Annotated in this window: 14 protein-coding genes; 7 read left to right on the forward strand and 7 right to left on the reverse strand. The window is 70.8% G+C overall.

The features are described from left to right. On the forward strand, positions 1 to 195 hold a 195-nt coding region (locus HYV93_20855; protein ID MBI2528419.1), incomplete at its 5' end, for an alkylhydroperoxidase. Positions 196 to 260: 65 nt separating this feature from the next. On the opposite strand, the gene HYV93_20860 is transcribed toward HYV93_20855, so the two are convergent. The 7 genes from HYV93_20860 to HYV93_20890 all read right to left on the reverse strand — a co-directional run bounded on the left by HYV93_20860 (position 261) and on the right by HYV93_20890 (position 7,208). Then, the gene (locus HYV93_20860) at positions 261 to 1,328 is read right to left on the reverse strand and encodes a hydrolase (GenBank protein ID MBI2528420.1); all 1,068 of its coding nucleotides are present in this window, start codon (positions 1,326 to 1,328) and stop codon (positions 261 to 263) included. Beyond that, positions 1,325 to 2,074, reverse strand: a complete 750-nt coding sequence (locus tag HYV93_20865) for an ABC transporter ATP-binding protein (protein ID MBI2528421.1) — start codon at positions 2,072 to 2,074, stop codon at positions 1,325 to 1,327. The genes HYV93_20860 and HYV93_20865 overlap by 4 nt, the downstream gene beginning before the upstream one ends. Beyond that, positions 2,065 to 2,823 carry an ABC transporter permease gene (locus HYV93_20870; GenBank protein ID MBI2528422.1) on the reverse strand — a complete coding sequence of 253 codons (759 nt, stop codon included), beginning with the start codon at positions 2,821 to 2,823 and terminating at the stop codon, positions 2,065 to 2,067. Before HYV93_20870 ends, HYV93_20865 begins: the two co-directional genes overlap by 10 nt. Before the next feature lie 15 nt (positions 2,824 to 2,838). After that, positions 2,839 to 3,837: an ABC transporter substrate-binding protein gene (locus tag HYV93_20875; protein MBI2528423.1), complete on the reverse strand. Its 999-nt coding sequence runs from the start codon at positions 3,835 to 3,837 to the stop codon at positions 2,839 to 2,841. A 43-nt stretch (positions 3,838 to 3,880) separates the two neighbouring features. After that, the gene (locus HYV93_20880) at positions 3,881 to 5,260 is read right to left on the reverse strand and encodes a TrpB-like pyridoxal phosphate-dependent enzyme (protein ID MBI2528424.1); all 1,380 of its coding nucleotides are present in this window, start codon (positions 5,258 to 5,260) and stop codon (positions 3,881 to 3,883) included. A 271-nt stretch (positions 5,261 to 5,531) separates the two neighbouring features. Then, entirely contained in the window at positions 5,532 to 6,218 is a 687-nt protein-coding gene (locus tag HYV93_20885; protein ID MBI2528425.1) for a VPLPA-CTERM sorting domain-containing protein, read from the reverse strand. A 228-nt stretch (positions 6,219 to 6,446) separates the two neighbouring features. Beyond that, the gene (locus HYV93_20890; GenBank protein MBI2528426.1) at positions 6,447 to 7,208 is read right to left on the reverse strand and encodes an HAD-IA family hydrolase; all 762 of its coding nucleotides are present in this window, start codon (positions 7,206 to 7,208) and stop codon (positions 6,447 to 6,449) included. A gap of 33 nt (positions 7,209 to 7,241) precedes the next feature. Between HYV93_20890 and HYV93_20895 the strand changes: the two genes are divergently transcribed. From HYV93_20895 to HYV93_20920, 6 genes are all read left to right on the forward strand, one after another. Beyond that, positions 7,242 to 9,260, forward strand: coding sequence for a CopD family protein (locus HYV93_20895; protein MBI2528427.1), 2,019 nt, complete (start codon positions 7,242 to 7,244; stop codon positions 9,258 to 9,260). Between the two features lie 12 nt (positions 9,261 to 9,272). Continuing rightward, positions 9,273 to 9,650, forward strand: a complete 378-nt coding sequence (locus tag HYV93_20900; GenBank protein ID MBI2528428.1) for a copper-binding protein — start codon at positions 9,273 to 9,275, stop codon at positions 9,648 to 9,650. Positions 9,651 to 9,758: 108 nt separating this feature from the next. Continuing rightward, positions 9,759 to 10,376 carry a phosphatase PAP2 family protein gene (locus HYV93_20905; GenBank protein MBI2528429.1) on the forward strand — a complete coding sequence of 206 codons (618 nt, stop codon included), beginning with the start codon at positions 9,759 to 9,761 and terminating at the stop codon, positions 10,374 to 10,376. Between the two features lie 26 nt (positions 10,377 to 10,402). Then, positions 10,403 to 11,275, forward strand: coding sequence for a zinc ABC transporter substrate-binding protein (locus HYV93_20910; GenBank protein MBI2528430.1), 873 nt, complete (start codon positions 10,403 to 10,405; stop codon positions 11,273 to 11,275). Beyond that, on the forward strand, positions 11,272 to 12,015 hold the full coding sequence (locus tag HYV93_20915; GenBank protein ID MBI2528431.1) for a metal ABC transporter ATP-binding protein: 744 nt from the start codon (positions 11,272 to 11,274) through the stop codon (positions 12,013 to 12,015). Before HYV93_20910 ends, HYV93_20915 begins: the two co-directional genes overlap by 4 nt. A gap of 4 nt (positions 12,016 to 12,019) precedes the next feature. After that, positions 12,020 to 12,837 (forward strand): metal ABC transporter permease (locus HYV93_20920; GenBank protein ID MBI2528432.1); only part of this gene is annotated, 818 nt, incomplete at its 3' end.

Here is a 12,837-nt window from a genome sequence, read left to right on the forward strand (position 1 = left end):
GCGGTCAAGGTGACGGGGCGCTGCGGAGAGATCGAGGGGAAGGACTTCGAGCGCCTGCGCGAGCACGGTTTCACGGACTCGGACATCTGGGACATCGGCGCCGTCGCGGCCTTCTTCAACATGTCCAACCGCATGGCCAGCCTGGCCGGCATGCGCCCGAACCGCGAGTTCTACGCCATGGGCCGCGGCCAGTAAGCGCGGCATCCGCGCCGCGGTCCGCCCGGGCCGGCGCTCTGTCTTCGGATCGCCGCGAGAACGCCCTACCGCGCCGGCCTGGCCCAGATGCCGCGGTCGTGCATCAGGCGGATCTGCCGCTTGATGACCTTCTCGCGGTACTCCTTGTGCTTCATGGGCGCGCGTTTGAGGTAGAGGTTCTTCGGGTAGATCGGCTTCTCGTAGAGGAGCTGGTAGAGCTCCGTTCGCAGGTCCTTCATCCAGTTGTCCCACTGCGCGCGCGCACGGTGGTCGCGGAGCGCCTCGATGTCCACCACGCCGCCCACGTAGGTGGAGCCCGCGCCGTAGTCCTGCCGGCCGACGATCTGGCCCTTGTAGTTGATGACGAAGGAGCGCCCGCCGAAGGTGTCGATGGGCGTCGTCTCCTCCGGGAAGAGGTAGTAGGTGCCCATGTTGGGCGCCACGACGTACATGTTGTTGTCCAGCGCCCGTGCCCGGCTCTGGATCTCGAAGATCTCGTTGCCCGTGGCCGGGTGCGGGTAAGAAGCGCGGTAGACCACCTCGGCGCCGTTGAGCGCCAGCGCCCGGGCGTTCTCGGGGTAGGACCCCTCGTTGGCCATCATGATGCCGAGCCGCCCGATCTCGGTGTCCACCACCGGCCAGAAGGCCTGCAGGGTTCGCCCGTACTTCTCGACCCACCAGTCGTAGACGTCGTGGGGGCAGACGGAGTGCTCCACCGGGAAGAGCGGCGAGACCTTGTAGTGCTGCAGGATCACCTTCCCGCGCGGGTTGATGATGAAGCCCACGTTGAAGAAGCGGTCCTTGAGGTCCGGGTGGCGCGCCTTGGCCTGGGCCATGACGAAGGCCCCGTACTCCTTCGCGATCGCGCCGAGGGCCTCCGTCTCCTCGCCGGGGATGTCGATGGCCCCCTCCCGCGCGAAGGTCGCGTGGTCGAGATCGAGCACCTCGTCGTTGAAGCCCTGGAGCGCCCCCTCCGGGAAGGCGATGAGCCGCACGGGCAGGTCGAGGCTCGACAGCCAGGAGGCCGCCTTCACCAGGTGCGCGAGGTGCTCCAGGTTGATCCTGATGTCCTTCCGCTTGCGGATCCCGCGCACGGTGGGGATGAGGCCGACGGCGGTGTACGGCTTGATCATCGGGTGTCTCCTTGCTGTTTGTGCACCTCTTCCATGATCATGGTGTTGAGGTCGTCCACGAGCTTCGCGCGATCGGCGGTGCGGTCGTTGCGGATCAGCTCCCGGATCCGGGAGGGCCGCGCCGAGAGCATGATGAGCGTGGTGCCGACGGCCGCCGCCTCCTCGATGGAGTGGGTGACGAAGACGATGGTGCGCGCCGTCTCGGCCCAGATGCGCCGGACTTCCTCCTGCATGATCCGCCGGTTCTGGGCGTCCAGGGCCCCGAAGGGCTCGTCCATCAGGAGCACGTCGGGCTCGATGGCCAGCGCGCGGGCAATGGCGGCCCGCTGCCGCATGCCCCCGCTCACCCGCCCGGGGTAGTACTCCTCGAACCCCCGGAGCCCCGCGACGCGGAGATGCTGCATCGCCCGGAGGTGGCGCTCCTCCCGGGGCAGGCCCAGCGGCTTCAGCACGAGGGCCACGTTGTCCCGGAGCGTGAGCCAGGGCAGGAGCCGGTCCTCCTGGAAGACGATGCCGACCTTGCGCTCGTGGCGCTGGTCGGCCACGACCGGCTGGCCGTCGAGACACACGGTGCCGCGCGTGGCCGGCTCGATCCCGCCCAGGATGCGTAGCAGCGTCGTCTTGCCGCAGCCGTTCGGCCCGAGGAGGCACACGAACTCCCCCGCCTCCACGCTGAAGGACACGTCCTGGATGACCGGGATCAGGTAGTCCTTCCCGATCCCGCTCGCGCTGAGCTTCACCGCCATCGCTGCAGCCGGCGGCTCGCCGCGTCGAAGACGAGCTTGTCGGTCACGAGCATGACGAGGATCATCACGAGCGCCCAGACGAACACCATCTGGGTGGCGAGGATCTCCCGGCTGTAGTTCATGATGTAGCCGATGCCGGACGTCACGCCGAAGATCTCGGCCACCACGGACACCTTGAGCGCGAGCCCGAAGCCCACCTTCATCCCGGCCACCAGGTAGGGCAGCGTCGAGGGGATCACGATGGACGTGAACTTCTCCCGGCTGCCGAGCCGGTAGACGTCGCCCATCTCGAGGAGCCGCCGGTCCACGCTCGCCACGCCCTCCACCAGGTTCGAGGCCACCACGGGGAGCGTGATCATGAAGGTCGTGAAGATCGGCGCCCAGTGGCTGAGTCCGAACCAGATGAGCGAGATGACGATCCAGACGAACACCGACGTCGAGTTGAGGACGGCGAGAAGATCGTGCACCACCCCGCGGGCCAGCCGGGACACGAAGGCCGCCAGCGCCAGGCACACCGCCACCAGCACGGCGCCGCCGAAGCCCACCAGGATCCGGGAGAGGGAGGCGGCGGTGTGCGTCCAGATCTCGCCGCTCCTGAGGATCTCGACGAAGCCGGACACCACCGCGCGCGGGGCCGGCAGGACATAGGCGCCGTAGCGCCACGAGAGCAGCGACCAGACGACGAGGACGGCGGCCGCCACGCCGACGGTCGGCAGGTGGAGCCGGCCGGCCCACTCGCGCCCGCTCACGCGCCCCGGACCCGGTCAGGCCCGGTGAAAGAATTCCCGACGGATCCGGTCCGGGTTGTCCCAGATGTCGGACTTCAGGAAGCCGAACTCCTTGTTGAGCTTGAGCTGCACGATCAGCGTCTCGATCTGCTCCTCGGGCAGCCCCGAGAGCATGCGCACCGTCTCCCGGTGGGCGACGGCGATGACGTCCCTGGGCAGCCGGGTCACCTCCCCCACGATCTCCATGGCGCGCGCGGGTTTCTTGTACCAGATGTCCACGGCGTCCCGCTGCGCGTCGTTCAGGTCCTTCGGGAACGACGGGTGCTTCTGGATGAACTCCGTGCTCGCCAGGTAGCAGACGTGCACCGGGAAGCCGGAGGGCCGACCCGTCGCCTTCCGCCAGAGGTCGATCTGCTTGGCGAGGTACACACCCTCTCCGCGGAACACGACCTGGTCGGTGATGGGCTGCCAGGCGATGATGGCATCCACGTCCTTCTTGCCGAGCATGGTCACCATGTCGGGCGGGGAGGTGGCGGTGACGAGCTGGGTCTCCTTCTGGAGGTCGAGCCCGTACCCCTTGAGCGTGAGCGCGCGGATATCGAAGAACGTCGAGGTCCCGACGATGGCCGCCACCTTCTTGCCCCGCAGATCCTCGACCTTCGTGAGCCCGGCGTCCTTGCGCGCCACGATGGCGCCGAGCACCGCCGTCGCGACCCCCGTGACCTTGAGCGGCACGCCGTCCTCGAAGGCCTTGGCCGCCAGCGCGAAGCTCATGTCGATGGCGTCCACGTTCCTGGCGGCGAGCTGGTTCAGGAGGGGCCCCGGCGCGCCCGCCACGATCGAGTACTCTGCGGTCCAGCCGTAGCGGCCGAGGAGATCCTCCTTGTGGATGATCTCCGTGGCCGCCCAGCCGAGCTGGAGGTAGGCGAGCCGGACCTTCCCCTTGGCCTGGGCGCGGAGGACCGCCGGCGCCCCCAGCACGACCGCCCCTGCCGCGGCGGCGCCTCCCGTGACGAACTCCCTGCGTCGGATCATCGCGTTCCTCCTCCGCTGTGAGCCGGCGCCCTGGCGCCGGGGACTACCCTCGGATCTGCGGCAGGTCCCGCAGCGCTGCCTCCACCTTCTCGGACGGGTACTCGTAGTCCTGGAGCTTGCCGGCGAGATAGGCCTCGTAGGCACCGAGATCGAAGGCGCCGTGGCCGGAGAGGTTGAACAGGATGGTCTGGCCCCGGCCGGCCTCCTTGCAGCGAAGGGCCTCGTCGATGACCACGCGGATGGCGTGCGCCGACTCGGGCGCGGGGATGATGCCCTCGCTCCTCGCGAACTGGATGGCCGCCTGGAAGGTGGCGAGCTGCGGCACGGCCACCGCCTCGATGTACTTCTCGTCATAGAGCTTGCAGACCAGGGGCGCCATCCCATGGTAGCGCAGGCCCCCGGCGTGGAGCGGCGCGGGGATGAAGGTGTGGCCGAGCGTGTGCATCTTCACCAGCGGCGTCATGCCCACCGTGTCGCCGAAGTCGTAGACGTACTTGCCCTTGGTGAGGCTGGGGCAGGCCGTGGGCTCCACGGCGACGATGCGCGTCTTCTTGCCCGAGGTCAGCTTGTCGGCCACGAACGGGAAGGCCAGCCCGGCGAAGTTGGGGCCGCCGCCCGCGCAGGCGATGACGTTCTCGGCCTCGTCCTCCGCCTTCTCGAGCTGCTTCTTGGCCTCGAGCCCGATGATGGTCTGGTGGGTGAGCACGTGGTTGAGCACGCTGCCCAGCGAGTACTTGGTGTCCTCGCGCGTCGCCGCGTCTTCCACGGCCTCGCTGATGGCGATCCCGAGGCTGCCGGGGGAGTTCGGATCCTGCTCCAGCATCTTCTTGCCGGCCTGGGTGTCCGGGCTCGGGCTCGGCACCACCTGGGCGCCCCAGGTCTCCATCATCACGCGGCGATAGGGCTTCTGCTGATAGGACACCTTGACCATGTAGACCTTGCACTGCAGCCCGAAGAACTGGCAGGCCATGGCCAGGGCCGAGCCCCACTGTCCCGCGCCCGTCTCGGTGGCGATGCGCGTGACGCCTTCCTTCTTGTTGTAGTACGCCTGGGCGACGGCGGTGTTGGGCTTGTGGCTGCCCGCCGGGCTCACCCCCTCGTACTTGTAGTAGATGCGCGCCGGCGTCCCGAGGGCCTTCTCGAGCCGCCGCGCGCGGTAGAGGGGGCTCGGCCGCCACAGCCGGAGGATGTCCCGCACCTCGTCGGGGATCTCGATCCAGCGCTCCTGGCTGACCTCCTGCTTGATCAGCTCCATGGGGAAGAGCGGTGCCAGGTCCTGGGGGCCAATGGGCTGCCCGGTGCCGGGATGCATCACCGGCGCGGGCGGCGTCTTGAGGTCCGCCGCGATGTTGTACCACCGCGTCGGCATCTCGCTCTCGGTGAGCACGTACTTCGTGGTCGCGTCATCCGCGTGCTTGGCCATCGCCGCCTCCTCCTGGGTACGACGTGCGGGTGGGACTGAGGGGAAAGTGTGCAAGACAGTACAGCGGGTGGGTCGGCCCTGTCAACGGCTCTGGGGGTGCTTCCGTCGAAGGTAGACCCCCTGACCGCTCCCGGCGGGCGGCCCAGGCGTCAGGGGGACGAGGAGATGGCCATGATCTACACCGTCACGGGGCCCTGGAAGGCCCGCGGTAAACACAAGGGAAGACGGCGGCTGCGGCTGCCGTCTTCCCTGCGTCAGGCCTGCCGACAGATCAGCGCTGCTTGCGCCGGCGGGCGGCCGCCAGGCCGGCCAGACCAAGGCCGAGCAGGACGAGGGAGGCGGGTGCGGGAACGCCCGTGGGCGGGGGTGGGGGCGGCTCGGCCAGGCCGAGCACGCCCACCGTCAAGCCATGCCAGAATTCACTGGTGTGAGTGAAGGAGATGGACGAGAAAGCACCGGGCAGTCGAATGACGCCATGCACCTCGCCTGCCCCCGTGAAGCCGGTGCTCCCGGCGTTCAGGAGCGGCGTGCCACAGCCAAAGAACCCGCACCCGAAGCTCAGGATCTCGATCGGCACCCCGAAATCGACCACGTTGCCGTTCCAGCTCACCAGCGCCAGGAGTGGGTCCTCGACCGGCTCCGAGAACGTGATGGTCGCGAGGCCCCCGGAACCCAACGCAATGATGTCGGAGGCGGGAGGCGCATTGTCCACCGTCGAGCTGATGTACGGGGCCCCCGGGCTCCAGAAGTTGGTGCCGCCGCTCGTCTGGGCGAAGAAATACGACCCGCTGAAGGCCACGTCGACCGTGCTCGATCCGACCGTCAGGCTACCCAGGACTCCCGGGGCCCCGGCTGTCTCGGTCGTCCAGTCGGTCCAGAAGGCCGGGACCGCCATGGCACCAGACGCGGATGTCATGACCAGCACCAGCACTACGAGAGTTCGGAGAAGGACGCTCATGTCGATGCCCCCTTGGCCTCGGATGTGAGTGCTGAGAAACGGCCTCGCCTGGGTTCCTGCGCGTAGCGTGCCAAGACCGCAACTAGCTGAAATACAGGCCGTCGCCTTCGGGCATATGGGACCGGGAGCGACAAGCGTAAGCTACGCCGACAGTTCTCTAGCTCACCTTGCCCAGTCACCCTGGGACTGCCGGCTCGCCCCTGGCCCAGCGGGGAAGGCGGATTCTGGTCAGGCCGGGGGCCGCGAGTGGAGGGCGAGGCCGACAGCAGCCGCCAGGTCTACGGCCTGCAAGCAATCGCGCTCGCCCCAGAAACCCCTGGGGTCGAGGAGCACGGCCTCCATCCCCACCCCGCGCGCGCCCAGCACGTCCACCGAGTAGAGGTCGCCGACGTAGACCGCCTCCTCGGGGGCGACCCGGGCCTCCGCCAGCCCGATGCGGAAGATCCGGGCATCGGGCTTCTCCACCCCTACCACCGCGGAGTCGACGATGAGGTCGAGATGGGCGGCCAGCCCGGTGGCCTCGAGAATGGAGCGCACGGAGCCGTTCGAGTTGGAGATGACCCCGGCCACGAGCCCCGCTGCCTTTACGCGCCGGAGCGCCGACTCCGCCCCCGGATCGGCGACGTTCCAGAGCCCCACGGGCAGGTTGTAGCCGCGCCGCCAGCGCGCAAGCGCCTCGATCTCCCCCTCGTCGGTGATCCCGAGATGCTCCAGGATGTATCGGAGGTAGCGGCCCTGCGTGGTCCCGCTCTCGGTGGAGTCGCTCGCAACCGTGGCGGCATCGGGCCGGGCCCGCGGTCCCAGGTGCCTGTCGAGCCTGACGCGGGCCCGCAGCTCCGCCTCCTCCACGGCGGCGCCCGTCACCGGCCGCCCGCGCGCCAGGAGCTCCGCGGCGATGACACTGTAGTTCATGCGCAGCAGCGTGTTGCCCGCGTCGAAGATGACGGCGCGAAGCGGCCGGGAGCGTCGGAGCGACGGTGAGGGGGCCATGGGCTTTCGCGCCCCTCATTATAATGGAGCGCCATGACCGCCCTCGGCGCCGGCCTGCGCTGGCTCAACCTGCTCGCGGGCATCTGCCTGGTGGGGATCTTCACCGCCTCGCTGCTCGCGGGGCCACGGCTGTCCCCCACCGCCCGCGGCTGGGAGGAGGGCCTCGGGCGCTGGGCGCGCCGGCTCGCCGCCCTCGCGCTCCTCTCCGGGCTGGGGCTTCTCGCGCATCAGTCGGCTCACCTCGCCGGACGGCCCGCGGCTGCCCTCGAGGTCGGGACGTGGCTCGGCGTCCTGCTCGAGACACGCTGGGGCACCGTGTGGCTCCTCCGCCACGTGCTGCTCCTCCTGCTCGCGGCCCTCCTGCTCCTGCGCGAGCGCGAGGCATCCCGCGCCGACTGGGCGGCCCTCCGGGTCGAGTCGTGGATGCTCGGCGTCGCGGCGCTGGCCGCGCTGGGCTGGGCAGGGCATGCCGCTGCGGTGGAGCCCGGCGCCCTCCCCGCCGCGCTGGTGGACATGGCCCATCTCATCGCCACAGGCATCTGGCTCGGCACGCTGCTGCCCCTGAGCCTCTTCTGCCGCGCCGCCTCGCGAGAGGCGGGAGCCGACAGCCGCCCCTGCGCGGTGCTCGCCGTCCGCCGCTTCTCCGGCCTCGCGCTGGCGGCAATCCTCCTGCTCCTCGCGACGGGCGCCGGCAACATGTGGAGCCAGGTGGGCGGCGTGCCCGCCCTCGTCGGGACCTCCTACGGCCGCCTGCTCCTGCTCAAGCTCGCCCTCGTGCTCGCCATCCTCGTCGTCGCGCGCCGCAGCCGCGGGCTCCTGCCGTCGCTGTCTGGGGAGGCGGCCCGGGTGGGCCGCCCTGCCATGGCGCACCTCGGCCATCTCGTCGGCACAGAGTGGACGCTGGGCGTGCTGGTCCTCGTGATCGCCAGCACGCTGGTCGCCACCCCGCCGGCGAGGCACGAGAATCCGTCGTGGCCCCTGTCGTTCCGCCTCTCGTACGACGCCGCCCTGGGCCCGACCGGCCCCCGGACACGCGTGCTCGTCGGCAGCCAGGTGGCCGTGGTGGGCCTGCTGGCGCTCGTCGTGGGCGCGCTGATCGGCAGACGCCGGGGCCTCGTGCTCGGCTCGGGGGCGGCGGCGACTGCGGCAGGGCTCATACTCGCGCTGCCCCCCATGACCGTGGACGCCTATCCGACCACGTACCGGCGTCCCGCCGTGGCCTACCACGCGGGCTCGGTGGTGAAAGGCATGGCGCTCTACGGCAAGCACTGCGCGGAGTGCCACGGTGCTGTGGGGCAAGGCGACGGTGCCCGCGGGTCGGGGCTGGCGAAGCGACCCGCCGACCTCACCGGTCCTCACACGGCCGCGCACACGGCCGGCGACATCTTCTGGTGGCTCACCCACGGCATCCCGCTGGGCGGCATGCCGGGCTTCGCCGCAAAGCTGGGCGAGGAGGAGCGCTGGGATCTCGTCAACTTCCTGCGCTGCCTCGCGTCGTCGGCGCAGGCGCGAGGCCTCGGCACGGCCGTGGAGCCAGAGCGCCCCCGGGTCGTCGCCCCCGACTTCGCCTATGCCGCCGGCCCGGAGGCCGAGCGGAGCCTGAAGGAGTTCCGCGGGCAGCGGGCCGTATTGCTCATCCTCTTCAGCCTTCCCGGCTCCCGCGACCGGCTCGTCGCCCTGGCGAGATACCACGAGACGCTCCGGGCGCTGGGCGGCGAGATCCTCGCCGTCCCGCTGGACGGCGGCGCCGGGATCCTCACCCGCCTCGGCGGGCGCCCCCCGATCCTGCTCCCCGTGGTCACCGGGGGAAGCGAGGAGATCACGGCGGCCTACGGCCTCTTCCGTCGTACCCTGGCTCCCGATGGCCTCCGACCCGACCTGCCCGTGCCGGAGCACATGGAGATCCTGATCGACCGTCAGGGCTATGTGCGCGCCCGCTGGATCCCGGGGCGCGCCGCGCCCGGATGGGCGGATCCCGCGGCCCTCTTCGTCGAGCTGCAGCGCCTCGGCCGCGAGAGGCCGGGCCCGCTGCCGGCCGAGCATGTCCACTGAGGCCTCGGGGCCATGAGGCTGTGGCGGGTGGTCCTCCTCTTGAACCTGGCGCTGGCTGCCGGGCTCCTTCTCGGCTATCTCGCCTGGGGCCGTCAGATCGGGCCTCTCGAGGAAGAGCTGGCGCTCGCCCGGCAACGCTTCGCCCCTGCGGGCGTCGAGCAAGTCTTCACCGGCCAGGGCGTGGTGCGCGCGCTGATCACGGAGCTCCACGTGGTCGTCCTCAGCCACGAGGACATCCCCGGCTTCATGCCCGCCATGACCATGGGCTTTCAGGCTCAGGACCCGGAACTGCTCGCCGCGGCGCAGGTCGGCGACCTGGTGCGGTTCACGCTGAGAGGCGTCCCGCCGAGGTTGGCGATCACAAGGCTGGAGAAGCAGGGACAGATGTGACCGCAAGCCGTCCCGGCAGCGCGGCTGCCCGTTCGACTTCGCTCCACGGCGCGCCGGATCGGGTATCCTTACCAGCCCGAGCATGAGCCGACCAAGAAGAAAGAAGGCATGACATCCATCGACACCGCGCGCTGGCGGACGGTGTGTTTGGCGAGCCTCGCCGCCTTCGCCGCGCTGGCGCTGGTCGCCCTCGCGGCCGGGGTCCCGCCCGGCGACGCGATGATCCGTCAGGGGCTCCTCGACGGCCGGAGCCCGCACGCGCTCGAGGCCGCCCGGTGGGTGAACCATGGCGGGACCTACCGTGTGCTCATCCCGGCGGCCCTGCTGCTATTCGCCCTGTCCCCGGTCGCCAGACGACACTGGTGGCTGTGGGGCGCTGTCCTGGCCGGCTCGGGGGCCGCCGAGACCGCCGCCAAGCTCCTCGTGGGCCGGCCGCGGCCCACCGGGGGGTCCTTCGGCTTTCCCAGCGGCCACGCCATCGCCGCCGCGGCCTTCGCCGTCATCCTCATCTACGTGGTGAGCCGCGAGCGATGGAGCCGGGGGCGGCGCGTGGCCCTGGGGGCCCTGGGCCTCATCCTGGCTCTCGGCGTGGGCTGGGCCCGCGTGATGCTCGACGCCCACTGGCCCACCGACGTCCTGGGAGGCTGGGCGCTCGGCACGGCCTGCGCCGCGGCTGCGGCGTGGTGGGAGAGCGCGCGTCTCGCCGCGCTCGGAGGCGAACCGTGAGTCGGCGCTGGCGCCGGGGACGGCGGATGGCGCTGGCGCTCCTGGCTCTCGGCGTGGCCGGCTGCTCTGAGCCGCCCACGCCGCCGTCGAAGCCGCTGGTCGTGGCGACCTTCTATCCCCTCTACGAGTTCTCGCGCCAGGTGACTGGCGACCGCGCCGAGGTCGTCTCGCTCGTCCCGCCCGGGGTGGAGCCCCACGACTGGGAGCCCACCCCCCAGGAGGTGGCGCGGGTCGGTCGCGCCGGCCTCCTCGTCTACAACGGCGCGGGAATCGAGCCCTGGGTGGACAAGCTCCTCGCGGACGCGGCGGCGAGGCCCGCGACGGTCAACGCCACCGAGGGGCTGCCACTCCTGACCGGGGCCGGCGGCGGCCCTCCCGATCCCCACGTCTGGCTCGATCCGGTCCTCGCCCAGGCAATGGTCGAGCGGATCATGGAGGCGCTGAAGCGAGCCGATCCAGCGGGAGCCGGGGAGTACGCCGAGCGCGCCCGCGCGTTCCAGTCGAGACTGGCTCGCCTCCACGAGGCCTACGAGACGGGCCTCGCCCGCTGCGCGCGCCGGGACATCGTCGTCTCCCACGCGGCCTTCGGCTACCTGGGGGCGCGCTACCGGCTGTCGGTGGTGCCGGTCATGGGGCTCGCGCCCGAGTCGGAGCCGAGCCCGGCCCAGCTCGCCGCCATCGTCCGCTTCGCGCGCCAGCGGAAAGTGAAGTACATTTTCTTCGAGACGCTGGTGAGCCCGCGGCTGGCGGAGACGCTGGCCCGCGAGGTCGGGGCCCGGACGCTCGTCCTGAACCCCGTCGAGGGACTCACGCCGGAGCAGGCGAGCGCGGGCCAGGGGTACGTGGCGCTGATGGAGGAGAACCTGAAGAACCTGCGTGTGGCGCTGGAGTGCCCGTGAGGCCCTTCGTCGAGCTGGAGGGCGTGGACTTCACCTACGGAGAGGTGCGCGTGCTCGAGGGCATCCACCTCGCCGTGGAGGCGGGAGATTTCCTCGGCATCATCGGGCCCAACGGCTCCGGCAAGACGACGCTCCTCCGCATCGTGCTCGGGCTGCTGGTGCCCTCGGCCGGCCGGGTGCGCCTCTTCGGCCATGCCCCCGAGAGCTTCCGCCAGTGGGGGCGCGTGGGCTATGTCCCGCAAAGGGCCACGCTCGACGCCGGGCTGCCGGCCACGGTGCAGGAGGTCGTGGCGAGCGGGCTCGTGGCGGCGCTGGGGCTCCTCGGACGGGCGGGCGCCGCCGAGCGCCGTCGGGTCGGCGAGGTGCTCGGCCAGGTGGGCATGGACACGCTGGCCGCGGCGCGCATCGGAACGCTTTCTCCCGGGCAGCAGCAGCGGGTGCTCATCGCCCGGGCCCTAGTCTCCAGGCCCGAGCTCCTGATCCTCGACGAGCCCACGGGCGGCGTGGACCCGGAGGCCCAGACCAGCTTCTACGCGCTCCTCCACCACCTCCACCGTGAGCGCGAGGTCACCCTGATCCTCGTGAGCCACGACATCGGCGTGGTGGCGAAGGAGGTCACCAAGCTCGCCTGTCTCAACCGGCGCCTGATCTTCCACGGCCGGCCCGCGGACTTCCTCAGCGACGCGGCGCTGGCCGCGCCCTACGGGCCCGCGGTGCGTGTCGTCTCCCACCACCACTGACGGCATGGCGCTCCCCGAGTTCCTCCAGTACGGCTTCATGCACCGCGCCTTCGTGGCCGGCGCCATGACGGCCATCATCTGCCCGTCCATCGGCGTCTTCCTGATTCCGCGCCGGCTCTCGCTCATCGCCGACACCCTGGCCCACGTGGCGCTCGCCGGGGTGGCGCTCGGGCTCTTCGTGGGGATCTCACCCGTCCTCGGCGCGCTCGTGGTGACCGTGGCCGGGGCGGTGGGCATGGAGCGGCTGCGCGCGCGCGGCGCCCTCCAGGGAGACGCCGCGCTGGCCGTGTTCCTCTCGGGCGGCTTCGCCCTGGCGGTGGTGCTCATCAGCCTGGCGCGCGGCTTCAACGCCGATCTCTTCGCCATCCTGTTCGGGAGCATCCTCACGGTGAGCCCGACGGATGTCTGGCTCATCGTGGGCCTGGGCGCGGTGGTCGGCACGGCCATCGGCCTCTTCTACCGCCAGCTCTTCGCCATCACGCTCAACGAGGATCTCGCCCGCACCAGCGGCGTGCCGGTAGCCGCCCTCAACCTGATGCTCACGCTGCTCACCGCGCTCACCACGGTGGTGGCCATGCGCATGGTGGGGGTGCTCCTCGTCAGCGCGATGATCGTCATCCCCACCCTCACGGGCTTCTCGCTGGGCCGGAGCTTCCGCCAGGCCCTGGCCATCGCCATCGGCATGGCCCTGGTGTCGGTGACCGGAGGGCTCATCGCCGCCTATTACCTGCGGCTCGCCGCGGGGGGCGCCATCGTCCTGACGGCCCTCCTCATGTTCGCCGCGGCCTCCGTTGCCGGTCGCGTGGGTCTCCGTCGCCGTCC

The sequence above is a fragment of the Candidatus Rokuibacteriota bacterium genome, assembly GCA_016188005.1.
GTDB lineage: Bacteria > Methylomirabilota > Methylomirabilia > Rokubacteriales > CSP1-6 > UBA12499.